This window comes from Micromonospora sp. WMMC264 (genome assembly GCF_027497275.1).
In the GTDB taxonomy this organism is placed as follows: Bacteria; Actinomycetota; Actinomycetes; order Mycobacteriales; family Micromonosporaceae; genus Micromonospora; species Micromonospora chalcea.
This window is the reverse complement of record NZ_CP114907.1, coordinates 3,600,606-3,625,058: the sequence shown is the minus strand read 5'-3', so window position 1 is coordinate 3,625,058 and position 24,453 is coordinate 3,600,606. Positions and strand designations below refer to the sequence as shown.

The following is a 24,453-nucleotide window of genomic DNA, read 5'->3' as shown; positions in this document are numbered from 1 at the left end:
GGGCGCCGCGCCGCCGGGCGGCGCCCACGGCTCAGGCCGTCGCGCCCGTCCCCGTCACGCCCGCCGGCAGTTGCCAGCGGGACCGGGCGGCACGCAACTCGGTGACCATTTGCGGCCAGGAGGGCGGCCGGTAGCCGGCCGCGGCGGCGAACGCCTCGGCCGACAGCGACCGGTCGCAGACGAAGCCGTCGTAGGGGACGATGTCGCCCGTCCACCGGTATTCGGACGCCACCAACCGAAGCAGGTCGTACTTGGTGATCGGCGCCGCCGCGACGTGGTAGAGCCCCGCGAGATCGGTACGCGGAAGCACCACGGTGCGCAGGACGCGGGCGAGTTCCACGGTGGTCACGCCGCTGTACACGGCCTTGGTGTAGCCACGCACCGTGCCCACCTGACTGAGGAACCAGTCGACCAGGGAACGGCTCGACGCGAGCTCGTGACCGATGATCGAGGTCCGGAGCGTCAGCGCGTGCGGGCCGCCGACCTCGCCCAGCAGCTTCGACCGCCCGTACAGGTCGGGTGGGTCGGGCAGGTCGGTCTCGACGTAGTTGCCGCGGTCACCCGAGAAGACGCAGTCCGTGCTGACGTGGACGAGACGCGCGCCCGCCGTCTGGCACAGGCGGGCCAGCAGATGGGGGAACAGCGCGTTGAGCCGTACCGTACCGACGGCGTCCTGCACCTCCGGACGCTGTTTGACGACTCCCACGCAGTTGACCACCACGTCCGGCCGTACGCGCTGGAGCAGCGAGTCGACGCCGTCGACGTCGTCCGCGTCCACGCCCGTCTCCACCCGGGCGGCGAGCCCGGGCGGCAGCAGGCCGGTCAGGTCGACGGTCCGGCAGGCGCCGTGCACGGCGATGCCGGGATCCCGGTCGAACTCCCGCAGGAGGGTGTGCCCCAGCATCCCGGTGACACCGAGAACGAGTACGCGTGTCATGGCTTCCTCCTCCGGCCGCGGCCGTCGCCGCGCCGCCGGACGGCGTCGGTCAGCAGATCGGCGAGCACCTGCGCGTTGATCTCTTCACTCATGTGGGCCAGATAGTGGCGCCGGGCGGCGTGGCCCATGTCGCGCAGCCGGTCTGGTGGGGTGGAGCGGGCCTGCCGGATCACCGCCGCCAGCGCGGCGGGATCGCCGGGAGGCGCCGCGAACCCCGCCTCGGCGCCGGTCACGATTCGGGCGGCGTCACCGGGAGCGCACACCAGAGCCGGCTGGCCGCTCGCCAGGATCGCCTGCACCTTCCCCGGGAGGGTGATGTGGAACAGCGGCTCGTCGGCGAGCGAGATCAACTGCAACTGGGCGGCCGCCATGGCGGCCGCGATCCGCTCCGGAGCGATCTGGTCGGCGAAGTGCACCGTGGCGAGCCCGCCGGCCTTGACCCGTTCCCGCAGCGACTCCCGTTCCACTCCGCCACCCACGAGTACGAGGTGTACGTCGGGCAGGTCCCGCAGATGCTCCATCGCCGTGACCGCCACGTCGAGGCGCTGCGCGGCGCCGAGGTTGCCGGCGTACATGACGACGAAGTCGTCCCGGCCGAGGCCGAGCCGGGCCCGGAACGTCGGGTCCGGCTCGGCCGGCTGCATGACCTTCTCGTCGGCCCAGTTGTAGACGACCGACACCTTGTCCGCCGGGATGCCTCGCTCGATCAGCGTCCTCCGTAGGCCGGGGGAGGGGACGGTGATGTGGTCGGCCCAGCGGTGGACGCGGTCGGTCAGCCCGCCGAGAGCGGCGGCCGCCAGCCGTCTGCCCGCGCCCTCGGTGAGGAAGCCGGTGGCGAAGACCGAGTCCGGCCAGAGGTCCATCACCATGAGGACGTACGGGGTCCGCCAGCGCATCCGGGCGGCCATCGCAGCGGTGGCCGCGGTGATGGGGGAGCCGTAGACCAGGCTCGCGTCCGCCGAGCGCAGCAGCCCGCGACCGACGACAGTGGAGGAGGCGGCCCAGCTGAGGTAGTTGGCGGCCCGCCTGACGGTGGACCGGTCGTGGCTCGGGTAGAGGGGGGCGCGCAGCACGCGCAGCCCGTCGAGGTCCTCCACGCTCCGCCGGTGCGCGCGGTAGCCGGCGGGCACGACGCCGGTCGGGTAGTTCGGCACCCCGGTCAGCACGTCCACCGCGAAGTCGCGGTTTTCGAGCGACCGCGCGATGCCCAGCGGGATGCCTGTCGGCTCCGGCGGGAACCACTGCGTGACGAGGGCGATCCGGGTGGCGTCGACGCCACCGCGGTCCAGGTCGGCGCTCATGCCGGAGCGGCGGCGGTCGGCAGGCCGGCCTGGTCGAGCTGCGCGCGCAGCTCCGGCAGGCTGACCAGCAGTTCCATCACTTCCGCGACGTCGAGCCGGCGCGCGTTGTGGGAGTGGTAGTCGACGCGGTGTTCCCGGTTCGTGTCGCCCTCGTCGAAGTACAGGCCGTAGTTCAGGTCGCGGCTGTCCACCGGCACCCGGAGGAAGTCACCGAAGTCCTCGGCGCGGGCCAGGTCCTCGCGGCTGGCCAGCGTCTCGTACAGCTTCTCGCCGTGCCGGATGCCCAGCACGTCGAACTTCGCCGGCACGCCGAACAGGTTGCACAGGGCCACGGCGAGGTCCTCGATCGTGCAGGCGTCCGCCTTGCGGATGAACACGTCACCCGGCTGGCCGTGGTGGAAGGCGTGTTCGACGAGTTCGACCGACTGCTCCAGCGACATCAGGAAGCGGGTCATCGTCGGCTCGGTCACGGTGAGCGGCACGCCGCCGCGGATCTGCTCGACGAACAGCGGGATCACCGAGCCGCGGGAGTACATCACGTTGCCGTACCGGACGCAGCAGACCCGGGTACGGGCACCGGGGTTGTTGCGCGCGTGGGCCTGCGCCACCTTCTCCATCAGCGCCTTGGTCATGCCCATCGCGTTCACCGGGTAGACGGCCTTGTCGGTGCTGAGCAGCACCAGCGCCTCGACGCCGTTGCGCTCGCAGGCGTCCACGACGTTGGCGCTGCCCAGGACGTTGGTCCGGACCGCTTCGAGCGGGAAGAACTCGCAGGAGGGCACCTGCTTGAGAGCCGCCGCGTGGAAGACGTACTCGACTCCCCGGGTGGCCTTCAGCGTGCTGTCGTGGTCGCGGACGTCGCCGACGTAGTAGCGGACCCGGTCGTCCCGGAGCCGGTGCCGCATCGCGTCCTGCTTGGACTCGTCACGGCTGAGCACCCGTACCTCTTCGGCGCCGGCCTTCAGCAGGCGGACGACCATGGTCTGGCCGAACGAGCCGGTGCCGCCGGTGATCAGGAAGCGCCGGCCCGAAAGCGAGGAAGCCACATCTCCTCCAGTCTCCCCCGTGCCTGACGGGAGCTCACATCGCAACTGCACGTTACTTCCTCATAACGAGCCAAAGCTGGAGATAGCGGCAATAAGCGGCGTAATCCGTCGGCTGCTCCCGTCCGGCCGCCACCGGGCGCGTCGCCTGCTCGTTGATCCAACGAGCAGAGGTCGCTGGTGGAAGCTGGGCCGGCTGGGCGAAAGGCAGTTCATGACACGGGTGATGACGGTGGTGGGGACCAGGCCGGAGATAATCCGGCTCTCCCGGGTGATCGCGCGCCTCGACGACACTGTGGAGCACGTGCTCGTGCACACCGGGCAGAACTGGGACAGCACTCTTTCCGACGTCTTCTTCAAGGAACTGCGGATCCGCGAGCCCGATCGTTTCCTGCAGGTAGACACCGCGTCCCTGGGGCGCGTACTCGGTGGCGTGCTGATCGGCATGGAGTCCGCGATCGCCGAGTTGCGCCCGGACGCCCTGCTCGTTCTCGGGGACACCAACAGCAGCATCGGCGCCCTGATGGCGCGGCGGATGAAGGTGCCGGTCTACCACATGGAGGCGGGCAACCGGTGCTTCGACCTGAACGTGCCGGAGGAGACCAACCGTCGCCTCGTCGACCACATCGCCGACTTCAACCTGGTCTACAGCGAACACGCGCGTCGTAACCTCCTGGCCGAGGGCCTGCATCCACGGCGGATCCTGCACACCGGCTCGCCCATGCGGGAGGTGCTGGAGCACTACCGGCCCGCGATCGCGGCGTCCACGGTGCTGAGCCGGCTCGGGCTGAACGCGGGCCGGTACTTCCTCGTCAGCGCGCACCGCGAGGAGAACGTCGACCGCCCGGACCGGCTCGCCCGGCTGCTGGAATGCCTGTACGCGGTCCGGGACGAATGGGGGTTCCCGGTCCTCGTCTCCACGCATCCCCGCACGCGCAACCGGCTGGAGGCGCTGGCGCCGGAGGCGGACCTGCTCGACGGCATCGTCTTCCACGAGCCCTTCGGCCTGCCCGACTACGTCCACCTGCAGACCAGCGCGTACTGCACGCTGTCGGACAGCGGGACGATCAGCGAGGAGGCGGCGATCCTGGGATTCCCCGCCGTCACGCTCCGGGAGTCGATCGAGCGTCCGGAGGCCCTCGACGCCGGAGGCATCATCATGACCGGGCTTGATCCCGCGGGCGTGACCGAGGCGGTCCGGGTGACCGTCCGCCAGCACCAGGCGGAGGGCGTGCCCTGTCCGGCCGACTACCAGGTCACCGACACGTCACGCCGGGTGGTCGACTTCATTCTCTCCACGGTCCGTCGGCACCACGACTGGGCGGGCATCCGTCGCTGACCCCGATACGGCGGGCGGTGCCGGCGCCGCCCGCCGCGGGAGCGCCGGATCAGCGGGCCGGCACACCCTTCACGACCGTCCGCTCGCCGACATCGCGTACCACGCAGGCACCGGCGCCGACGGTGCTGTCCCGGCCGACCCGCAGGCCCTGGAGCACCGCGGCGTTGGTGCCGACGAGCGTCCCCTCGGACAGGTGGCAGTCACCGGAGACGGCGGCGAGCGGGTTGACTGACACGAAGTCGCCGAGGGTGCTGTCGTGCCCGACGGTGACGTTCTGGTTGAGGTGGACGTGCCGGCCGATGGTGACGTTCGTGGTGACACGTGCGCCCGCGAAGGCGACGAACCCCGGGCCGTACCGGTTGTCCGGGCCGATGGTGGCGTCCGGGTGCACGAGGCTGGCGGCCGGAAGGTCATAGGCGTCGATCCTCGCCGCCACCGCCCGGCGGATCCTCGGGTCACCGATGCCGATGACGTGATGAGTCTGCGGCGGTGCCTCGCGCAGCCACGCGACACCGCCGAGGTACGGCACGTCCAGGCGCTGCACCCGCTTGAGGTTCTCCTCCGAGGGGTGGTCGTCGACGAAGCCGATCAGCTGCCAGTCCGGTCCGCCGGCCGCCACCACCGCCCGGGCGATGGTCAGCAGCTCCCGCCCGTGGCCACCGCACCCCACGATCAGCAGGGGCGTCATGCGGCTACGTCCCGATCCGGGCGGACAGGAACTCGCCGATCGCGGCCAGCACCGTGCTGATCTGCGGCTCGGTGAGCGCGCTGCCGCTCGGCAGGGTCAGCCCCTGGACGAACAGGTCGTCGGCGGCGCCACTGAGGACGCTCTCCGCCCCGGCGAAGGCCGGCTGCTGGTGCATCGGCTTCCAGACCGGCCGCGTCTCGATGTCCCGCTTCCGCAGCTGTTCAGCCAGCTCGGCCGCCTGCCATCCGGCGCGGTCGGGGCGTACCCGGATCACTGTCAGCCAGCAGTTCGAGGTGTCGTCGGCCGCACCGACGAGTTCGACGCCCGGAACGGACGCGAACAGCTCGGCGTAGCGGTTCCGCAGACGCCGGCGCCGGCCGATCATGCCGTCGAGCCGTACGAGTTGCGCGCGGCCGAGGGCGGCGAGCAGGTTGCTGAGCCGGTAGTTGTACCCGGTCTCGCGGTGCTCGTAGTGGGGCGTCTGCTCGCGTGCCTGCGTCGCGAGATGCCGGGCGCGGGCCAAAAGGGACAGGTCGTCGGAGACGAGCATGCCACCGCCGGAGGTGGTCATGATCTTGTTGCCGTTGAAGGAGAGCGCGCCGACCCGCCCGAACGAGCCGGCGGGCCGGCCGCGGTGCGTCGCCCCGAGTGCCTCCGCGGCGTCCTCCACCACCGGTACGCCCGCCTCGGCGCAGATCGGAAGCAGCCGGGTGTAGTCGGCGCAACTGCCGAACATGTCCACCGGAACGACAGCGCCCACCCGTTCGCCCCGGCCGCGTAGCCGGTCCAGCGCCTCGGCCAGCAGCAACACGTCGATGTTCCCGGTGCCCGGGTCGCAGTCGACGAAGACCGGCCGTGCGCCGGTGTACCGGACCGCGTTCGCGGTGGCGACGAATGTCAGCGTGGGTACGACCACCGCGTCTCCGGCGCTCACGCCGACGCCGAGCAGGCCCAGGTGCAGCGCGGCGGTGCCGGAACTGACCGCCACCGCGCCCCGCGTGCCGACCCGCGACGCGATCTCCCGCTCGAACTCCTCGAGGTCGGGGCCGATGGGCGCCACCCAGCCGGAACGCAGCGCGGCGATCAGGTAGGACTCCTCCAGCGGACCGACGTCCGGCGCGGACAGGTGGACCAGGCCGCTCATGACAGCCTGCCCGGCCGCACCGTGGTACGCGCGGTGTCTCCCGCCGCCGCTCCGTCCGGCACGGTTCCGAGGAACTCCGGCGCGGTGGCCGAGCCGGCTGCCGAGATGCCCTCCCGCCGCAGCACGGTGCGGACGGTGGCGGCGAGGATCGCGAGGTCCAACCGCAGTGAGCGGTTGTCGACGTACTCCACGTCGAGGGCGAACTTGTCCTCCCAGCTCAGCTCGTTGCGGCCGCTGACCTGGGCCAGGCCGGTGACGCCGGGTCGCACCTCGTGCCGGCGCGCCTGGGCGGGGGTGTAGCGGCCCAGGTACTCCGGCAGCAGGGGGCGCGGGCCGACGAGGCTCATGTCGCCGCGGAGCACGTTCCAGAGCGTGGGCAACTCGTCGAGGCTGGTAGCGCGGAGCCGGCGACCGAACGGCGTCAGCCGGTCGGCGTCGGAGACCAGGCCACGCCGGTGGTCCGGCTCCCGCATGGTCCGGAACTTGACCACCTCGAACAGCGCGCCGTGGCGCCCGGCGCGCCGCTGGCGGAACAGCACCGGGCGGCCCAGCCGGACGGCCACCAGAACGGCGACGGTCGCCAGCACCGGTGCCGTCACCGCGAGCAGAACGACGGCCGCGAGCACGTCGAGGAACCGCTTCGACCGGTCGGACCGGCCGGTCGAGAGCGATCCGTGACGCACATCGGGAAGCGACATGCCCCCACCTCCGCACAGGTACCCGACCACCCGTCCGGGCGCGGCAGGAAGCCGCGATCGGGAACAGGTGGTACCGATCTCTCGGATCAACCGTGCGGGACCGCGCGAGGACACGGGTGCGGGAGATCGACACTTCGCCTGGTCAGGTGGCGGGCGTCAACCCGTCGGCGGCCGGCAGCCAATACCCGGCGTACACCCCGGCCGTGATCTGGTAGCTCATCGTCCCGTTCACCCAGGCGGTCGCGCCGAACGGCGCGGCCGAGCTGCGGGGGAAGGTGAACGTCTTGCTCTCGGTGACCTGCCAGCCCGGCCCGTACATGTGCGCGGTGTAGGTGCCGGGACCGAACGACAGGGTCCGCTGCGGCGTGTAGGTGTGCCGCACGACCGCGCCGAGCAGATATCGCTCGCCTGGCGTCTCAGGAATGAGGAACCCGGCCAAGGCCCCGTTCGTGATCCGGTAGTAGATGCCGCGCCCGAGGATGCGGACGCGTTGGTCGGCGTTCGCCTGGGACTGCCGGGACAGAGTCAGGGATTTCTGCTCCAGCACCGCGCCTGCGGAGGAGAACCGGTAGCCGACGTGCGCCCCACCGGAGAAGATGACGGTGCCGGACACGGCCGGCGCCGGGTAGTCCTCGCGGAACAGGTCGGCCATGGCGGCGAAGACCGGAGCGCGGGTCATCTCGTACGTCTTCAGCAGTTGTCCGATGTGCACAGGGTGGTAGCCCGCGTACGAGGAGGGACAGCCGATCGAGTAGCGGCTGGCCCACTGCGGCGCGCGAAACGTGGTCGGCACGTGCCGGCGCAGCGTGGTGGCGGCGCCGTCGAACAGGGCGGCGGCCCGCTGGTCCGAGGTGTGCCGCCAGTAGTCGTACACGCCGTAGAGCGCGAAGATGTGGCCGTTCAGCACGCGTTCGCCGGTCACTCCCGGCGTCAGCGGGTACTCCTCGAACCACAGGTGCCCGGCGTCGTCCACCCAGCTGGCCCAGGGCAGCCCGGTCTCCGGCGGAAGCAGGAGGCTGGCGAAGGTCCGGTCCGCGGCCTGACGCCACTTCTGCTCCCCGGTGACCGCCGCCAGGCGGGTGAAGAGGCTGAGCAGCTGTCCCTGCGCCATCGCGCTGAACCACGGCGCGTGGATCACCGGCATCTGGGCGCACCGGGGGAAGTCGAACTCGTAGGGGTACCACCAGGCCGAGCGCGACTCGACCCTGCGGTCGATGTTCCGCTGAGCCTGCGCCACCGCCCGGTCGAGGAAGAGCCGGTCGCGGTTGGCGAGATAGGTGCGCAGGTTGCTCAGTCCCCACTGCGCCTGGGCGACGGGATGGTCGTACGTCTGTCCGTTGTACTGGAACAGGCGGACACCGTGCTCGTCGTGCGGGTTCGGATCCACCCGCGGCGCCAGCGCGCTGTCGTTGTACGGCAGGCCGGCGTCCGGGATGAACTGTGGCCGGAACCCGTCGCGCGCATAGCCGCTCACGTCCGCCGCGCCGCGGACCGCCGGGACGCCGGCCGCTTCCGCCGGACCGGCTGTCGAGGCCACGGCGCCCATGGTCAGCGCCAGTGCCAGCAAAGTCTTTCTCATGTGGGAGAACTGGGTGCCCATAAGGTGACGGTAGGGACGAGATCCGCCAGAGCCGTGGAAAATATCGGCTTTCCGACATGCTTCTGCGCGTTGTCGCCCCGCAGTAGAGTGCGCCGGTGCTGCACCTGCGAATCATCGCGCCGGGCGACCGCTCGTCGGCCGTCGTGGACCTGCTCGGCGCCGAGCCCGGCGTGACCCACCTGGTAGTTCTCACCGGGGCCGCCCGCCGGCCCGTCGGCGACCTGATCCTCTGCGACGTGGTCCGGGAGAGCGCGGACCACGTCCTGCGCCGCCTGCAGGACCTCGACGTGGACGTACGCGGCGGGATCGCCGCCGACGACGTCGAGCTGACCCTGTCCGAGGCGGCCGACCGGGCCGCCGAAGAAGCCCCCGGCCACGGGGAGGACGCCGTGGTGTGGGACGAGATCGCCGCGAAGACCGGCGAGCAGACGGTGCTCACCGGCACGTTCCTCGCCCTGATCGTGGTGGCCACCATGATCGCCGGGATCGGCGTGCTGCTGGACCAGCCCATCCTGATCGTCGGCGCGATGGTGGTCGGCCCCGAGTTCGGTCCGCTCGCCGCGCTCTGCGTGGCGTTGCTGCGGCGTCAGCCGCGCGTGGTCGGCCACTCGGTCAAGGCGCTGACGGTCGGTTTCCTCGTCGCCATGGCGGCCACCGCGCTGAGCACCTGGGCGCTCACCGCGGCCGGCCTGGTCGACCGGGAGATGCTGCTCGCGGAACGGCCGATGACCGACTTCATCTGGCGTCCGGACGCGTTGTCCTGGGTGGTGGGCCTGCTCGCCGGCGTGGCCGGCATGCTGTCGCTGACCTCGAAGAAGTCCGGCTCGCTCGTGGGTGTGCTGATCTCGGTGACCACCGTGCCGGCGGCGGCGAACGTGGCCGTCGCGTCCGCGTACGGCGTGTGGCACGAGGCCGCCGGCTCCGCCCTCCAACTGGTGATCAACCTGGCCGCGATCGTGCTCGCCGGGCTGCTCACGCTCGTGGTCCAGCTGTGCTGGTGGCGGCACGTCGCCCGGCGGGCCGCGCACGCGGTGCCCCGGCAGCGGGCAGACCGGCGTCCGGCCCCGGTCAGCGCCAGTCGTCGCCCGCGTCGAGACGACGGCTGAGCAGGGTCGCCAGCGGCACCGACTCGCCGTCCCGGCCGCCCCGGCCGACCACGAGCGGCGGCGGACTGGGCGGCGGGTCCGCCCCGAGCAGCCGCGCCCGCAGGCCCGGCGGCACGGTGAGCAGGTAGAAACGCCCGTCGGTGTCCACCGCGCGGCTGTGCGCCCGGTCCACGTACCAGCCGGTGATCCGCGTGCGGTAGCGACCGCGCCCGTCGTGCCCGGTCGCGGTCAGCCGGCCGGCGCGCAGCCCGCGCCGCAGCGCCTCGGCGGCGAACCGGGCCACCAGCTCCGCGGCCTCCGCCTGCTCGGCCTCGCGTTCGCGGGCGGCGGCCTCCGCGTGCGCCCGCACCGCGTGGCGTCGCCGCTCCCGCCACCGCTCGTCGTCCTCACCGCCCACGACCGCGAGGGTACGCGGAACCGGCCCCGCCCGGCGCACAGGCCGTCGGGCCCGGCGCGCGCACCGCCGAGGCTGCGGCGATCAAGGGGTTTGTGTCAGTCGAACGCCCTGAACAGGCCACGAACTCCTTGGTCGACAACGCGCCTGGTGAGTGGTGTTCGCGGCTCCGGCAGGCGTGACCCGTCCCTTTCCCGGCGCGCTGCCCGGTGTGATCAACTCCAGCTCGCCGAAGTGGTGGTGTCGCGGAGCCTCTGATGCCACCACCTCGGCGAGATCGTGTTGATCAAGGGTTCCATGCCGGTGCCTCGGCCCGTCCCCGCGGCCGTCGCCCTGCCGGGGCGCCTGACCGCGACACGGGCCGGCGCGTCGCTGTTCCCCGCCGGGGCTGCCGGGCTGAGGCGTTCGTGACCTCGGCCCGGCAGCGGGACGTGTCAGGCCAGGCCGGCGCGGCGCAGCGCCTCCGCCATGGCGTCGTTGAGCGGGGCGCCGCCACCGCGCCCGGGCCGCTGCTGCTGGCCACCGCGCGACGTGCCGCCCTGTCCGCCACCGCGTTGCCCGCCGCCGCCCGAGCCGCCGCGCTGGCCGCCCTGCTGGCCACCACCGCGCTGCCCGTTCTGCTGGCCGCCGATGCGTCCCTGGCCGCCGCCGCGTGGCCCGCCGCCCTGACCGCCCCGGTCCCGTCGGCCGTCGCCGCCCGCCGGGCGCCCGCCGCCGGCCGGCGCCTCGTCGTCCAGCCGCAGCGTCAGCGAGATCCGCTTGCGCGGCACGTCCACGTCGAGCACCCGGACCTTCACCACGTCGCCGGACTTCACCACGTCGCGCGGGTCCTTGACGAACGTGTGCGACATGGCCGAGACGTGCACCAGACCGTCCTGGTGCACGCCCACGTCGACGAACGCGCCGAACGCGGCCACGTTCGTGACCACGCCCTCGAGCACCATGCCCGGTGTCAGGTCGCTGATCTTCTCCACGCCCTCGACGAACGTGGCGGTGCGGAACTCGGGGCGCGGGTCGCGGCCCGGCTTCTCCAGCTCGGCCAGGATGTCGGTGACTGTGGGCAGGCCGAACGTATCGTCGACGAAGTCGGTCGCGCGCAGGCCGCGCAGGATCGCCGACTTCCCGATCAGCGCGCGCAGGTCCTGCCCGGTGGAGGAGAGGATGCGGCGCACCACCGGGTACGCCTCGGGGTGCACGCTGGAGGAGTCCAGCGGGTCGTCGCCGCCGGGGATGCGCAGGAAGCCCGCGCACTGCTCGAACGCCTTCGGCCCGAGGCGCGGCACCTTCTTCAGCTCGGCGCGGGTGCGGAACGGCCCGTTGGCGTCGCGGTGCAGCACGATGTTCTCGGCCAGCCCGGCGCCGATGCCGGAGACCCGGGTGAGCAGCGGAGCGGAGGCGGTGTTGACGTCCACGCCGACGGCGTTGACGCAGTCCTCGACCACCGCGTCGAGCGAGCGGGACAGCTTCACCTCGGACAGGTCGTGCTGGTACTGCCCGACGCCGATCGACCGCGGGTCGATCTTCACCAGCTCGGCCAGCGGGTCCTGGAGGCGGCGGGCGATCGACACCGCGCCGCGCAGCGAGACGTCCAGGCCGGGCAGCTCCTGCGAGGCGTACGCGGAGGCGGAGTAGACCGACGCGCCCGCCTCGGAGACCACCACCTTGGTCAGCTTCAGCTCGGGGTGCTGTTTGATCAGGTCGGCGGCGAGCTTGTCGGTCTCCCGGCTGGCGGTGCCGTTGCCGATCGCGACCAGTTCGACGCCGTGCGCGGCGGCGAGCGTGGCGAGCGTGTGCAGCGAGGCGTCCCACTGCCGGCGCGGCTCGTGCGGGTAGATCGTGTCGGTGGCGACCACCTTGCCGGTGGCGTCGACGACCGCCACCTTCACACCGGTGCGCAGGCCCGGGTCCAGACCCATGGTGGGGCGCGCGCCGGCCGGCGCCGCCAGCAGCAGGTCACGCAGGTTGGTGGCGAAGACCCGCACGGCCTCCTCCTCGGCCGCCTGCCACAGCCGCATCCGCAGGTCCGCGCCGAGGTGGATGAGGATCCGGGTACGCCAGGCCCAGCGCACCGTGTCGGCCAGCCACTTGTCGGCGGGCCGTCCCTGGTCGCTGACGCCGAAGCGTCCCGCCACGGCGGCCTCGTACCGGCTGGGGCCCGGGTTCGCGTCGGCGTCCCCGTCGGCCTCCGGATCCATGGTCAGCTCCAGCACGCCCTCCTTCTCGCCCCGGAACATGGCGAGGATGCGGTGCGAGGGCAGCTTCGGGTACGGCTCGGCGAAGTCGAAGTAGTCGGCGAACTTCGCCCCGGCGGTTTCCTGACCCTCGCGTACCCGGGAGACCAGCCGGCCCCGCGACCACATCTGCTCGCGCAGCGTGCCGATCAGGTCGGCGTCCTCGGCGAAGCGCTCGATCAGGATGGCCCGCGCGCCGTCCAGCGCGGCGGCGGCGTCCGCGACGCCCTTGTCCGGGTCGGCGAACCCGGCGGCGACCGCCTTCGGGTCCTGCGCCGGGTCGGCGAGCAGCGTGTCCGCGAGCGGCTCCAGCCCGGCCTCGCGGGCGATCTGCGCGCGGGTGCGCCGCTTCGGCTTGTAGGGCAGGTAGATGTCCTCCAGGCGCGACTTCGAGTCGGCGGCGAGGATCTGCGCCTCCAGCGCCTCGTCGAGCTTGCCCTGGCTGCGGATCGACTCCAGCACCGCCGCGCGCCGCTCGTCCAGCTCGCGCAGGTAGCGCAGGCGCTCCTCCAGTGTGCGCAGCTGCGCGTCGTCGAGCAGGCCGGTGGCCTCCTTGCGGTAGCGGGCGATGAACGGCACTGTGGCGCCGCCGTCGAGCAGCTCGACTGCTGCCCGCACCTGACGTTCGGCGACGCCGAGTTCCTCGGCGATCCGCTGGTGCACTGACTGGGTCACGATTGTCATCCGCCTTCTCGGGTGGTTTCCGCCCTGCATTGTGCCGTTCGCCTCCGACCGGCTGTGCCCGGCCCGCCGTCCGCTGCGCTAGCGTGGCGATCATGGAGGCACCTGCGGATCCGCGGGCCCGGCGGCTCTTCGGGGGCAGCGCCCGGGCACTCGGCGACCTGGCGGCCGGCCCGTTCCGGGCCGACCGGGACCGGATCGTCGGCTCGCCGTTCTTCGCCCGGCTGAACGGCGTCACCCAGGTGATCAGTCCCGGCGGGTCGGGGCTTCTGGTGCACAACCGGCTCACCCACAGCCTGAAGGTCGCCCAGGTGGCCCGGGCGATCGCCGAGCGGCTCATGGCCGACCCGGCGTACCGGGACCTGCTGGACAAGCTCGGCGGCTGCGACCCGGAGGTGGTGGAGGCCGCCGCGCTCGCGCACGACCTCGGCCACCCGCCGTTCGGGCACCTGGGGGAGCGGGTGTTGGACCGGCTGGCCCGGCAGCGGCTCGGGCTGGCCGACGGCTTCGAGGGCAACGCCCAGTCGTACCGGATCGTCACCAGCACCGAGATCCGCGGCGCGGCGACCACCGGGCTGGACCTGACCGCGGCGGTCCGGGCCGCCATGCTGAAGTACCCGTGGACCCGGCTGGACCATCCCGACCCGCACCCCCGGCACCTCGAACCGGCGCCCCGCGGCGCGGCGGCCCCGCCGGAGGACCCGGAGAGCGGGTCGGTGAAGTTCGGCGCTTATCGCACCGAGCTGGACGACCTGCGCCAGGCGCGGGAGCCGTTCGCCGGCCGGATCCCGGACTGGCAGCAGACGCCCGAGGCGTCGGTGATGGACACCGCCGACGACATCGCGTACGCGATCCACGACGTGGAGGACTTCTATCGCGTCGGCGTGCTCCAGCAGGGCGCGGTGGCGGCCGAGCTGATGGCCTGGCAGCGCGAGTGCGGGCACCTGCGGTCGATCACCGCGTCCGCGCTGGAGGCGGCGGGCCGGCGCCCCGGCGCGGCGATCGAGCGGCTGCGCCGGCAACTGCACCGCAAGGACGGCTGGATCGCCGACGACGAGGCGTTCGCCGCCGCAGTCGAACACGTCCGCGAGGAGCTGGTGGAGGGGCTGCTGGCGCTGCCGTTCGACGGCTCGATCGAGGCGGAGCAGTACGTCGCCCGGTTCTCCGCGCGCTGGTCCACCCGCTTCGTGGACGCCATCACCGTCACCCCGGACCCGCACGTCCGCTCCGGGTACGTGCTGCTGGCCAAGGCGCAGTGGCACGAGGTGCAGGTGCTCAAGTTCGTGCACCACCGGTTCGTGCTGGCCCGCCCGGACCTGGCGCTGCACCAGCGCGGCCAGGCCCGGCTGCTGGGCACGCTGGTGGAGGCGCTCTGGGAGTGGCTGCTGGACCCGGACGAGGAGTCCCGGCTGCCGCGCCGGCTGCACGACCTGGTGGAGCTGGCCGAGGCGGAGCTGCACCCGCGTACCCCGGACCGGATCGGCCGGGCCCGGGGCCGGGCGATCGTCGACTTCGTCGCGCAGCTCACCGACGGTCAGGCGGTGGCCATGCTGGACGCGCTGTCGGGCCGTTCCGGCGCGCTCTGGACCGACGCCTTCGTGCTCTGAGCGGGGTCAGAGCGCGAGGTGCGGCAGCGCCGGGTCAGGCGACCGACTGCCACCAGCCGTCCGCCGCCGGCGGCTCGTCCACGACCACCCGCTCACCGGGGCGCGGCACTGCGAGCCGCACGTCGCGCGCCTTCGCCTCGGCCCAGAGCCGGTCCACCGGCTCGGACCAGTCGTGCAGGGCCAGGTTGAACGTGCCCCAGTGCACCGGCACCAGCAGTCCGCCGCGTACGTCGAGGTGGGCGGCGACCGCCTCCTCCGGGAACATGTGGATGTGCGGCCACGCCCTGTCGTACGCGCCGATCTGCATCAGCGTCACGTCGAACGGGCCGTGCTCGGCGCCGATCGCGGCGTACCCGTCGAAGTAGCCGGAGTCGCCGGTGTAGAAGACCTTCCGGTGCGTACCGGTGATCGTCCAGGAGCTCCACAGCGTGCCGTCGCGGCGCAGTCCGCGCCCGGAGAAGTGCTGCGCGGCGGTGGCGGTGAGCGTAAGCCCGCCGGCCCGGTGGCTCTCCGACCAGTCCAGCTCGACGATCCGGTGCTCGGGTACGCCCCAGCGGGCCAGGTGGGCGCCGACGCCGAGCGGCACCACGAACGGTGCGGACTGGAGGTCGGCCAGCGTGCGGACGGTCTCCATGTCGAGGTGGTCGTAGTGGTCGTGTGAGATCAGCACCGCGTCGAGCGGGGGCAGGTCGGTGAGGCGGACCGGCGGCTCGTGGATGCGCCGCGGGCCGACCAGCCCGGACGGGGAGCACCTGTCGCTCCACACCGGGTCGAGCAGCACCCGGTGTCCCTCGATCTCGACGAGCGTGGAGGCGTGGCCGTACCAGACGACGTTCAGCTCGCGGGCCGGGTCGGCGGCCGGTGCGGCGCCGGGGCGCACCAGCGGCACCGGGCTGCCCGGCCGCCGCTTCTGCTTGCCGAAGACCAGCTCCCGGAGCAGGTTGCGGCCCGGGTCGGCGACCATCGTGGCGCTGGCGCCGGCCGGGTTGTGGAAGGTGCCGTCGCGGAAGCGCGGTGACCGGGCCGCCCGTTCCGCCCGGGCGCCGGTGAGCCGTCCGCCGAGCTGCGCCGGTACGTCCCGTGCCGCCCAGGCCAGCCCGGCGACGGCGGCCAGCCCGGCGAGCTTCCACACCCGCCCGCCGCGCGTCCGGTCCGGTTCCTGCCCCGTTGCTTCCCGCATATTCGTCCCTCCGCCGTGTCCCGCCGTACACGGTAACCACAGTCGTCCCGGTCCGCCCGCACGCCGGCCACCCGCGCCACGGTCAGGGCAGCCGGCGGCGTACCGCGGACGCCACAGTCGCCGCGCGTCCGCCCACGGCCCGGACCACCTGGGACACCTCCGGCAGCCACCCGCCGCGGACCGCCTCACCGGCCGGGTTCGGCGTGAACACGATGCCCCGGTGGGCGGCGATCGGCTGCCGGGTCAGCCCGGCCCGGCGCATCAGCGGTCCGACCAGCGCGTCGTACACCCCGGGCAGGGCGGTGAAGCCGAAGCGCATGACCACGTTGAGCCGCCCCACCGACATCTCGCGGCGCGGCCGGTCGAGACAGTGCGCGATGGCCCGCGCCACCCGCTCGGGCGAGGCGATCGGCGGCGGCGGACGGCCGACCCGGCCCAGGTAGTTGGCCGCCTGCCGGTAGACGGGCGTGTCCACGCTGCCCGGGTTGACCAGGCAGATCGCGACGCCCGGCGTCTCCCGTGCCTCCTGCTGGAGCGTGCGGGCCAGCCCCTGCAGGCCCCACTTGGCGGCCACGTAGCCGCTCATGTAGGGCGCGGTGATGTGCCCGAGCACCGAGCCGGTGAGCACGAGCGTGCCGCCGCCGGCGTCGCGGAACCGGAGCAGCGCCTCCCGGGCCACCGCCGCGGCGGCCAGCAGGTCGGTGCGGACCACCTGCTCGAACACCTCGGCCGGCGTCTCGTCGAAACGGCCGTAGGACATCACCGCGGCGGTGTGCACCCAGGCGTCGACGCGGCCGTACTCGGCCTGCGCCGCGTCGGCCAGCGCGGCCACCGCGCCGGGCTCGGTCACGTCCATCGGTACGGCGATCGCCGCCGCGCCCGCGGCCCGGCACTCGTCGCGCACCTCGTCGAGCGTGGCGGGGGAGCGGGCCGCGAGGACCAGCCGGTCCCCGCGGCCCGCCAGCTCCAGGGCGGTCGCCCGGCCGATCCCGCTGGTCGCGCCGGTGACGACCACCGTCCGGGTCACGGCGCGAGCACGACCTTGACGCAGCCGTCCTCCTTCTTCTGGAACATCTCGTACGCCCGCGGCGCGTCGGTCAGCGGCAGCCGGTGGGTCCGCAGGTCCTCGACGCCCAGCGGGTCGTCGTCGCGCTCCAGCAGCGGGATGATCTCGTCGACCCAGCGGCGTACGTGGCACTGGCCCATGCGCAGCTGGATGCCCCTGTCGAACATCTCCATCAGCGGCATCGGGTCCTGCTCGCCGCCGTACACGCCGGAGATCGACACGGTGCCGCCGCGCCGTACCGCCTTGAGCGCGGCGTGCAGCACCACGAGCCGGTCCACGCCGGCCTTGTCGGTCATCGCCTGGGCCAGCTTGTCCGGCAGCAGCCCGGCGGCGGTCTGGGCCATCTTGCCCAGCGGCGCGCCGTGCGCCTCCATGCCGACCGCGTCGATCACCGCGTCCGGGCCGCGCCCGTCGACCAGGTCGATGAGCGTGCCGGGCACGTCGTCGAGCTGGCTGACGTCGAGCACCTCGATGCCGTGCCGGCGGGCCATCTCCAGCCGCTCGGGGACCAGGTCCAGCCCGATCACCCGGCCCGCGCCGAGGTGCCGGCCGATCCGGGCGCTGAACTGCCCGACCGGGCCGAGCCCGAACACGGCGAGCGTGCCGCCGGGCGGGACGTCCGCGTACTTCACCGCCTGCCAGGCGGTGGGCAGGATGTCGGAGAGGTAGAGCCAGCGCTCGTCCGGGCCGGTGTCCGGAATCGTGATCGGGCCGAACTGGGCCTGCGGCACGCGCAGGTACTCGGCCTGGCCGCCGGGGATCGAGCCGTACAGCGAGGTGTAGCCGAACAGGGACGCGCCCTTGCCCTGGCTCTTGACCTGCGTGGTCTCGCACTGGGCGTAGAGCTGCCGCTCGCACATCCAGCACGAGCCGCAGGAGATGTTGAACGGGACGACCACCCGGTCGCCCTTCTTGAGCCGGGTCACCCCGGGCCCGACCTCCTCGACGATGCCCATCGGCTCGTGCCCGAGGACGTCGCCGGGCTTCAGGTACGGCCCGAGCACCTCGTACAGGTGCAGGTCGGAACCGCAGATGGCGGTCGAGGTGATCCGGACGATCGCGTCGGTCGGCTCCTCGATCCGGGGGTCCGGGACGTCCTCGACGCGAACGTCCCGCTTGCCGTGCCAGGTCAGTGCCTTCATGCCTGTATGTCCCCTCTCCGGTGCCGTCCATCGGACTGCTACCCGCGAGAGGCGGCTTGAATCGGCGGCGGCCCCCCGTACGAGCGCGACCGCCGCACCCCTGGATGCGGGGTGCGGCGGTCGCGTGGGTCGTGCCGTGTCCGGTCAGGAGCCGGCGCGCTTGGCGGTCGCCTTCAGGTAGTCCCGGTTGAGGCGGCCGATGGTGTTCAGCGGGATGCCCTTCGGGCAGGCCGCCGCGCACTCGCCGATGTTCGTGCAGCCGCCGAAGCCGGCCTCGTCGTGCGCGTCCACCATGCCGATCACCCGGGTGTAGCGCTCCGGCTGGCCCTGCGGCAGCAGCGAGAGCTGGGTGATCTTCGCGGCGGTGAACAGCATGCCGGAGCCGTTCGGGCAGGCGGCCACGCAGGCGCCGCACCCGATGCAGGCGGCCGACTCGAACGCGGCGTCGGCGTCGGCCTTCGGCACCGGCACCGAGTGCGCCTCCGGTGCGCTGCCGGTCGGCGCGGTGACGTAGCCGCCGGCGGCGATGATCTGGTCGAACGCGTTGCGGTTGACCACCAGGTCCTTGACGACCGGGAAGGCCCGGGCCCGCCACGGCTCGATGTCGATCGTGTCGCCGTCGGAGAACTGCCGCATGTGCAGCTGGCAGGCGGTGGTGCCGCGCTGCGGGCCGTGCGCCTCACCGTTGATCATGAGGCTGCACATGCCGCAGATGCCCTCGCGGCAGTCGTGGTCGAACGCGACCGGCTCCTCGCCGTCGAGGATCAGCCGCTCGTTGAGCACGTCGAGCATCTCCAGGAAGGACATGTCCGGGGACACGTCCTGCACCGGGTAGGTCACCATCCGACCCTTGTCCTCGGGGCCGTGCTGGCGCCAGATGCGCAGGGTCAGGTTCACTTGTAGCTCCGCTGCGTGGGGTGGACGTATTCGAAGGTCAGGTCTTCCTTGTGCAGCACGGGCTCACCGGTGCCGGTGTACTCCCAGGCCGCCACGTACGCGAACCGGTCGTCGTCGCGCTGCGCCTCGCCGTCGGGCGTCTGGTGCTCGGCCCGGAAGTGACCGCCGCAGGACTCCTCGCGGTGCAGCGCGTCGATGCACATCAGCTCGGCCAGCTCGAAGAAGTCGGCCACCCGGCCGGCCTTCTCCAGCGACTGGTTGAGGCCCTCGCCGTCGCCCGGCACGCGCACCCGCTGCCAGAACTGCTCGCGCAGCGCGCGGATCTCGTCGATCGCCTTGCGCAGCCCGGCCTCGGAGCGCTCCATGCCGCAGTGCTCCCACATGATCTGGCCCAGCTCACGGTGGAACGAGTCCACGGTGCGGTCGCCGTTGATCGCGAGCAGCCGCTTGATCCGGTCCTCGACGTCGGTACGCGCCGCAACCGCCTCGGGGTGGCTCGCGTCGACCTTGTCCAGCGGGCCGGAGGAGGCCAGGTAGTTGGCGAGCGTGTTCGGCAGCACGAAGTAGCCGTCCGCGAGGCCCTGCATCAGCGCCGAGGCGCCGAGCCGGTTCGCGCCGTGGTCGGAGAAGTTGGCCTCACCGATCACGAACAGGCCGGGGATGCTCGACTGCAGGTCGTAGTCGACCCAGAGGCCACCCATCGTGTAGTGCACGGCGGGGTAGATCCGCATCGGGACCTCATACGGGTCCTCGCCGGTGATCCGCTCGTACATCTCGAAGAGGTTGCCGTACTTGGCCTCGATGGCCTTGCGGCCGAGCCGGTTGATCGCGTCGGCGAAGTCGAGGTAGACGCCGAGGCCGGTCGGGCCGACGCCGCGTCCCTCGTCGCAGACGTTCTTCGCGGCGCGGGAGGCGATGTCGCGGGGGACCAGGTTGCCGAAGGACGGGTAGATCCGCTCCAGGTAGTAGTCCCGCTCGTCCTCGGGGATCTCCCGGGGGCTGCGCTGGTCGCCCTTGGCCTTGGGCACCCACACCCGGCCGTCGTTGCGCAGCGACTCGCTCATCAGGGTCAGCTTCGACTGGTGGTCGCCGGAGACCGGGATGCAGGTCGGGTGGATCTGCGTGTAGCAGGGGTTGGCGAAGTACGCGCCCTTGCGGTGCGCCCGCCAGGAGGCGGTGACGTTGCAGCCCTTGGCGTTCGTGGAGAGGTAGAAGACGTTGCCGTAGCCGCCGGTGGCGAGCACCACCGCGTCGGCCATCTCGGTGCTGATCTCGCCGGTGACCATGTCGCGGACCACGATGCCGCGCGCCCGGCCGTCGACGATCACCAGTTCGAGCATCTCGTGGCGGGCGTTCATCTCCACGTTGCCCAGGCCGATCTGCCGCTCCAGCGCCTGGTACGCGCCGAGCAGCAGCTGCTGGCCCGTCTGGCCCCGGGCGTAGAAGGTGCGCTGCACCTGCGCGCCGCCGAAGGAGCGGGTGTCCAGCAGGCCGCCGTACTCGCGGGCGAACGGCACGCCCTGCGCCACGCACTGGTCGATGATGTTGACCGACACCTCGGCCAGCCGGTGCACGTTCGACTCGCGGGAGCGGAAGTCACCGCCCTTGACCGTGTCGTAGAAGAGGCGGTGCACCGAGTCGCCGTCGTTGCGGTAGTTCTTGGCGGCGTTGATGCCGCCCTGCGCGGCGATCGAGTGGGCCCGGCGCGGGCTGTCCTGGTAGCAGTAGGACCGCACCTGGTAGCCCTGCTCGGCCAGCGTGGCGGCGGCGGAACCGCCGGCCAGGCCGGTGCCGACCACGATCACCGTCATCTTGCGGCGGTTGGCCGGGTTGACCAGCTTCATCTCGAAGCGGTGGCGCTCCCACCGCGTCTCGATCGGGCCGTCCGGGGCCCGGGTGTCGGCGATCGGGTCGCCTTCGCGGTACAGATCCATGTCAGGACACCAATCCGGTGATCACGGCGAACGGGACCAGCAGGTAGCCGCCGACGAGCGCGACGGCGAAGACGAGCGCGGCGATCCTGGCCCGGCGCTCGCCCTTCGGGGTCTGCTGGCCGAGGCTGCGGAACGCGCTGAACGCGCCGTGGCGCAGGTGGAAGCCGAGGGTCACCAGCGCGAGGGTGTAGAAGAGCGTGACGTACCACCGCTCCGGCGCGAAGTCGGCGACGACGTTGCCGTACGGGTTGGCCGGGTCGCCCTGCGGGTTCAGGTGACCCGTGGTCAGGTCGAGGATGTGGTAGATCACGAAGAGCAGGATGATCACACCACCCCAGCGCATCGTGCGGGCCGCGTAGTTCACGTGGATCTTGCGGCGGTGCGCGTACCGCACCGGGCGGGCGGCCCGGGACCGCATCGCGAGCAGCGTGGCCGCGCCGATGTGCCCCAGCACGGCGACGGTGAGCACGGTGCGCTGGATCCACAGGAACCACGTCGTCGGCAGCAGTGGCGTGCCGATGTCGCGCAGCCAGTGCGCGTAGTGGTCGAACGAGGTCTCGCCCGTGAAGATCTTCAGGTTGCCGAGCATGTGCGCGATCAGGAACAGCACCAGAATGATGCCCGTCACCGCCATGACGGCCTTGAGGCCGACATTGGAGCGGATGGGCGACCGAGTTTTCGTGATTACCACGCGAACGACGCTAGGAGCACTTCGATCAGGCGTCCAATGCATCGAAATCGCAGCGTTGATAGCCGTAGGCTATGTAGATGCAGCTCCATCAGCTTCGGTACTTCGTGGCGGTCGCCGAAGTACGACATTTCACCCAGGCGGCCGATCTTGTCGGCATAACCCAGCCCTCGTTGAGTAAGCAAATTCACGCGCTGGAGGCCGACCTGGGGGCCCCGCTGTTCGAACGGGTAAGGGGCAACATCACCCTCACCGCGGCCGGCGAGGTGCTGCTGCCGCTGGCCAAGCGGATCCTCGCCGACGTGGAGACCGCCACCCGCGAGGTGCAGGAACTGGTGGGGCTGCGCCGGGGCCGGGTCCGGCTCGGCGCCACGCCCAGCCTGGCCACCTCGCTCGCCCCGCCGGTGCTGCGCCGGTTCCGCGACGCGCACCCCACGATCGACCTGCGCGTGGAGGAGGGCGGCTCGCAGGATCTCGTCCGGGACCTGCTCCGCGGCGACCTCGACCTCGCCCTGATCATCATGCCGTCGGCCGGCACCGACCCGGGGCTGCGCGCCGACCCGATCCTGCGCGAGAGCCTGGTGGTCGCCTCGGTCGACCCGCTGCCGGGCGCCTCGGAAGCCGGGGAGCTGCGCATCACCGACCTGCGCGACCAGCCGCTGGTCATGTTCCGCGAGGGCTACGACCTGCGCGACGCCACGCTCCAGGCGTGCCGGGCGGCCGGGTTCGAGCCGACCCTGTCCGTCGACGGCGGAGAGATGGACGCCGTGCTCAGCTTCGTCGAGGCCGGGCTCGGCGTCGCGCTGGTGCCCGGCATCGTGGTGGCCCGCCGCGCCGGCATCCGGGTCACCCGGCTCGTACCGCCCGGGGTCCGCCGGACCATCGCGGTGGCCCGCCGCCGCGACGTGGTCCCCACCCACGCCGGGCGCGAGCTGCGCCGCATCCTCCTGGAGTACGTCCACGACGCCACCGCCGCCGACCAGCTCCCCGCCGGTGTCGAGCCGCTTGCCGCCATTTGACGGATCTCCGACATGTCGCGACGAATGTCCTTGCTCGTCCCGGCCGACCGGAACAGCATGGGAAGGCTGATGCCCAGCATGTGAAGACACGGGAGGTTCGCATGCGCCATCAAGACCCGTCCGGGGCCGCCGGCCCGACACCTGCACTGAGCCGGCGTGCCGTCGTCGCCGGCTCCCTGGCCGCCGCCTCGGTCCCGCTGCTCGGCGGTGGCCCCGCCTGGGCCGCGGCGTCCCCGGCGACCTCGCTCCTGGCGCCGGCGGACCCGGTCATCGACCCGGCCCTGGAGATCGGCCCGCCGGGGCCGGTCGAGCCACTGCCGAATCTGTCCGCGATCCCGGCCCGGGACATGCCCCGGCTGGCCCCGCGCGCGGCCTCCACCCCGGGCGCCGGACGCGTCGGCGGACCGACCCGCCGGTACGCCGGCGCGGCGTCGGTGCCGTTCCAGTTCCGGTACGACGACTTCGAGATCCGGGAACTGCCGATCGGCATCGAGCCGTACCACATGACCTCGCCGGTCCCGCTCGTCGATCCCGGTGTGCACGACTCCACCGGGGTGCGCATGGTGCGCCTCGGCGGCCGGCTCTACGACCACCCGGTCGCGCAGGCGCAGTACGGCCTGCACCTGATGGAGGCCCACCGGATCACCGGGAACCTGACATACCTGGACCGGGCGAAGCGGCAGGCGCAGCGCCTGATCGACCGCCGCACGCTGCGCTCCGGCGCGTGGTTCTATCCGTACCCGTTCGACCACCGGCTGCACGGCGGCCCCGACCTCTACCCGGCGCCCTGGTACTCGATGATGGCCCAGGGGCAGGCGCTGAGCCTGTTCACCCGGCTCTACCAGCGCACCGGCGAGACGAAGTGGAAGGGCGCCGCGGACGCCACCTTCGCCTCGTACCTGCTGCCCGCGGTGGCCGGCCAGCCGTGGGGCGTGTACGTGGTGGACGGTCTGCTGTGGCTGGAGGAGTACCCGCACCCGAAGGCGGTCCGCGGCGACCGCACCTACAACGGGCACATGTTCTCCGCGTACGGCCTGTACGACTACTGGGTGCTCACCCGCAACGCCGACGCCAAGCTGATGCTGCAGGGCGCGATCACCACCTACCGGGACGTGTGGGAGAAGACCCGGGTGCGGCACTGGCGCAGCCGCTACTGCCTGACCCACGGCATCGACGCCGGCCAGTACCACTCCACCCACATGTTCCAGTTCGTCCAGCAGTACGCCATCACCGGTGACACGTACCTGGCCCAGCTCGCCGACCTCTGGTACACCGACTACCCGCCCTACGGCGTGAAGGGCAACATCCGGTTCTCCTCCGGCACGCACACCGCGTACAAGTTCAACAGCGCCGGCACGGTGACCGCGCGGACGAAGATGACGCTGGCCCGCGCCAGCGCCGCGCCCTCCGGCGACCGCGTGAAGATCATGCGGCAGACCGGGATCTGGTACGCGATCACCGCCGGCACCCTGGCCGGCTACTACGTGCAGGAGTACTCGCCCTACCGGTACCAGGTCGGCATCTGCGCCGGGTTCGGCTACAAGCTGCACCGGCCCGGCACGATAGCCGTCGACGCGCCACCGGCGTACTCGATCGACGCCGCCGGGCTGATGAAGTCGGTGCCCACCACCTACCGGGTCGGTGACGCGGTGGCCATCGACGGCCGCTCGGTGCTCAACGGCCGCGAGCACGTCCGCCTCGTGGAGGGGCCGTACGCCGGTCGCTGGCTCGGCTTCGGCGCGGTGATCCGCCGCTGAC

20 protein-coding genes are annotated in these 24,453 nt (G+C 72.3%); 5 read left to right on the top strand and 15 right to left on the bottom strand.

Annotated features, from left to right (window positions below):
• Positions 1-31 precede the first annotated feature (31 nt).
• Genes O7542_RS15500 through O7542_RS15490 form a run of 3 tightly spaced genes read right to left on the bottom strand, consistent with a single transcriptional unit; the run spans position 32 to position 3,284 of the window.
• The gene (locus O7542_RS15500) at positions 32-937 is read right to left on the bottom strand and encodes an SDR family oxidoreductase (RefSeq protein WP_281604774.1); all 906 of its coding nucleotides are present in this window, start codon (positions 935-937) and stop codon (positions 32-34) included.
• Positions 934-2,238, bottom strand: a complete 1,305-nt coding sequence (locus O7542_RS15495; protein ID WP_051611083.1) for a glycosyltransferase family 4 protein — start codon at positions 2,236-2,238, stop codon at positions 934-936. Before O7542_RS15495 ends, O7542_RS15500 begins: the two co-directional genes overlap by 4 nt.
• Positions 2,235-3,284, bottom strand: a complete 1,050-nt coding sequence (locus O7542_RS15490) for a polysaccharide biosynthesis protein (protein WP_043325091.1) — start codon at positions 3,282-3,284, stop codon at positions 2,235-2,237. Before O7542_RS15490 ends, O7542_RS15495 begins: the two co-directional genes overlap by 4 nt.
• Before the next feature lie 211 nt (positions 3,285-3,495).
• On the opposite strand from O7542_RS15490, the gene wecB reads away from it, so the two are divergent.
• Positions 3,496-4,620: a UDP-N-acetylglucosamine 2-epimerase (non-hydrolyzing) gene (gene wecB, locus O7542_RS15485; RefSeq protein ID WP_043325090.1), complete on the top strand. Its 1,125-nt coding sequence runs from the start codon at positions 3,496-3,498 to the stop codon at positions 4,618-4,620.
• Positions 4,621-4,669: 49 nt separating this feature from the next.
• On the opposite strand, the gene O7542_RS15480 is transcribed toward wecB, so the two are convergent.
• The 4 genes from O7542_RS15480 to O7542_RS15465 form a co-directional block, all read right to left on the bottom strand.
• Positions 4,670-5,308, bottom strand: a complete 639-nt coding sequence (locus O7542_RS15480; protein ID WP_043325089.1) for an acetyltransferase — start codon at positions 5,306-5,308, stop codon at positions 4,670-4,672.
• A 4-nt stretch (positions 5,309-5,312) separates the two neighbouring features.
• A complete protein-coding gene (locus O7542_RS15475; protein ID WP_043325088.1) occupies positions 5,313-6,452 on the bottom strand; it encodes an aminotransferase class I/II-fold pyridoxal phosphate-dependent enzyme in 1,140 nt (379 codons plus the stop codon).
• Entirely contained in the window at positions 6,449-7,150 is a 702-nt protein-coding gene (locus O7542_RS15470) for a sugar transferase (protein WP_051611081.1), read from the bottom strand. The genes O7542_RS15475 and O7542_RS15470 overlap by 4 nt, the downstream gene beginning before the upstream one ends.
• A gap of 142 nt (positions 7,151-7,292) precedes the next feature.
• Positions 7,293-8,729, bottom strand: coding sequence for a D-glucuronyl C5-epimerase family protein (locus tag O7542_RS15465; protein ID WP_197494925.1), 1,437 nt, complete (start codon positions 8,727-8,729; stop codon positions 7,293-7,295).
• A gap of 116 nt (positions 8,730-8,845) precedes the next feature.
• Here O7542_RS15465 and O7542_RS15460 point away from each other — a divergent pair, with 116 nt between their 5' ends.
• Positions 8,846-9,856: a DUF389 domain-containing protein gene (locus O7542_RS15460; RefSeq protein ID WP_281604773.1), complete on the top strand. Its 1,011-nt coding sequence runs from the start codon at positions 8,846-8,848 to the stop codon at positions 9,854-9,856.
• Here O7542_RS15460 and O7542_RS15455 read toward each other — a convergent pair.
• Together O7542_RS15455 and O7542_RS15450 are read right to left on the bottom strand one after the other, a co-directional pair.
• On the bottom strand, positions 9,819-10,253 hold the full coding sequence (locus O7542_RS15455; protein WP_043325086.1) for a hypothetical protein: 435 nt from the start codon (positions 10,251-10,253) through the stop codon (positions 9,819-9,821). The genes O7542_RS15460 and O7542_RS15455 overlap by 38 nt on opposite strands.
• Before the next feature lie 431 nt (positions 10,254-10,684).
• The gene (locus tag O7542_RS15450) at positions 10,685-13,156 is read right to left on the bottom strand and encodes a Tex family protein (protein WP_210869006.1); all 2,472 of its coding nucleotides are present in this window, start codon (positions 13,154-13,156) and stop codon (positions 10,685-10,687) included.
• 101 nt (positions 13,157-13,257) lie between these two features.
• Between O7542_RS15450 and dgt the strand changes: the two genes are divergently transcribed.
• A complete protein-coding gene (gene dgt, locus O7542_RS15445) occupies positions 13,258-14,769 on the top strand; it encodes a dGTP triphosphohydrolase (RefSeq protein ID WP_281604772.1) in 1,512 nt (503 codons plus the stop codon).
• Positions 14,770-14,803: 34 nt separating this feature from the next.
• On the opposite strand, the gene O7542_RS15440 is transcribed toward dgt, so the two are convergent.
• From O7542_RS15440 to O7542_RS15415, 6 genes are all read right to left on the bottom strand, one after another.
• Positions 14,804-15,949, bottom strand: a complete 1,146-nt coding sequence (locus O7542_RS15440) for an MBL fold metallo-hydrolase (RefSeq protein WP_210869010.1) — start codon at positions 15,947-15,949, stop codon at positions 14,804-14,806.
• Positions 15,950-16,031: 82 nt separating this feature from the next.
• The gene (locus O7542_RS15435; RefSeq protein WP_281604771.1) at positions 16,032-16,976 is read right to left on the bottom strand and encodes an SDR family NAD(P)-dependent oxidoreductase; all 945 of its coding nucleotides are present in this window, start codon (positions 16,974-16,976) and stop codon (positions 16,032-16,034) included.
• Positions 16,973-18,157 (bottom strand): zinc-dependent alcohol dehydrogenase, encoded by a 1,185-nt coding sequence (locus O7542_RS15430; RefSeq protein ID WP_043325082.1) that lies wholly within the window; start codon positions 18,155-18,157, stop codon positions 16,973-16,975. Before O7542_RS15430 ends, O7542_RS15435 begins: the two co-directional genes overlap by 4 nt.
• 144 nt (positions 18,158-18,301) lie before the next feature.
• Complete coding sequence (locus tag O7542_RS15425) at positions 18,302-19,054, bottom strand: succinate dehydrogenase/fumarate reductase iron-sulfur subunit (protein ID WP_030499798.1); 753 nt, start codon at positions 19,052-19,054, stop codon at positions 18,302-18,304.
• Positions 19,051-20,988 (bottom strand): fumarate reductase/succinate dehydrogenase flavoprotein subunit, encoded by a 1,938-nt coding sequence (locus tag O7542_RS15420; RefSeq protein WP_043325081.1) that lies wholly within the window; start codon positions 20,986-20,988, stop codon positions 19,051-19,053. Before O7542_RS15420 ends, O7542_RS15425 begins: the two co-directional genes overlap by 4 nt.
• A gap of 1 nt (position 20,989) precedes the next feature.
• Entirely contained in the window at positions 20,990-21,721 is a 732-nt protein-coding gene (locus tag O7542_RS15415; protein ID WP_176722908.1) for a succinate dehydrogenase cytochrome b subunit, read from the bottom strand.
• Positions 21,722-21,756: 35 nt separating this feature from the next.
• Here O7542_RS15415 and O7542_RS15410 point away from each other — a divergent pair, with 35 nt between their 5' ends.
• Together O7542_RS15410 and O7542_RS15405 are read left to right on the top strand one after the other, a co-directional pair.
• Positions 21,757-22,695, top strand: a complete 939-nt coding sequence (locus O7542_RS15410) for a LysR family transcriptional regulator (protein ID WP_043325079.1) — start codon at positions 21,757-21,759, stop codon at positions 22,693-22,695.
• A gap of 101 nt (positions 22,696-22,796) precedes the next feature.
• Complete coding sequence (locus O7542_RS15405; protein WP_064447500.1) at positions 22,797-24,452, top strand: D-glucuronyl C5-epimerase family protein; 1,656 nt, start codon at positions 22,797-22,799, stop codon at positions 24,450-24,452.
• Position 24,453: the final 1 nt, after the last annotated feature.

Coding starts and splice junctions, on each gene's coding strand:
- O7542_RS15500 (WP_281604774.1), bottom strand. CDS start 937: ATGACACGCGTACTCGTTCTCGGTGTCACCGGGATGCTGGGGCACACC.
- O7542_RS15495 (WP_051611083.1), bottom strand. CDS start 2,238: ATGAGCGCCGACCTGGACCGCGGTGGCGTCGACGCCACCCGGATCGCC.
- wecB (WP_043325090.1), top strand. CDS start 3,496: ATGACACGGGTGATGACGGTGGTGGGGACCAGGCCGGAGATAATCCGG.
- O7542_RS15480 (WP_043325089.1), bottom strand. CDS start 5,308: ATGACGCCCCTGCTGATCGTGGGGTGCGGTGGCCACGGGCGGGAGCTG.
- O7542_RS15475 (WP_043325088.1), bottom strand. CDS start 6,452: ATGAGCGGCCTGGTCCACCTGTCCGCGCCGGACGTCGGTCCGCTGGAG.
- O7542_RS15470 (WP_051611081.1), bottom strand. CDS start 7,150: ATGTCGCTTCCCGATGTGCGTCACGGATCGCTCTCGACCGGCCGGTCC.
- O7542_RS15465 (WP_197494925.1), bottom strand. CDS start 8,729: ATGAGAAAGACTTTGCTGGCACTGGCGCTGACCATGGGCGCCGTGGCC.
- dgt (WP_281604772.1), top strand. CDS start 13,258: ATGGAGGCACCTGCGGATCCGCGGGCCCGGCGGCTCTTCGGGGGCAGC.
- O7542_RS15440 (WP_210869010.1), bottom strand. CDS start 15,949: ATGCGGGAAGCAACGGGGCAGGAACCGGACCGGACGCGCGGCGGGCGG.
- O7542_RS15430 (WP_043325082.1), bottom strand. CDS start 18,157: ATGAAGGCACTGACCTGGCACGGCAAGCGGGACGTTCGCGTCGAGGAC.
- O7542_RS15420 (WP_043325081.1), bottom strand. CDS start 20,988: ATGGATCTGTACCGCGAAGGCGACCCGATCGCCGACACCCGGGCCCCG.
- O7542_RS15415 (WP_176722908.1), bottom strand. CDS start 21,721: ATGCATTGGACGCCTGATCGAAGTGCTCCTAGCGTCGTTCGCGTGGTA.
- O7542_RS15410 (WP_043325079.1), top strand. CDS start 21,757: ATGCAGCTCCATCAGCTTCGGTACTTCGTGGCGGTCGCCGAAGTACGA.
- O7542_RS15405 (WP_064447500.1), top strand. CDS start 22,797: ATGCGCCATCAAGACCCGTCCGGGGCCGCCGGCCCGACACCTGCACTG.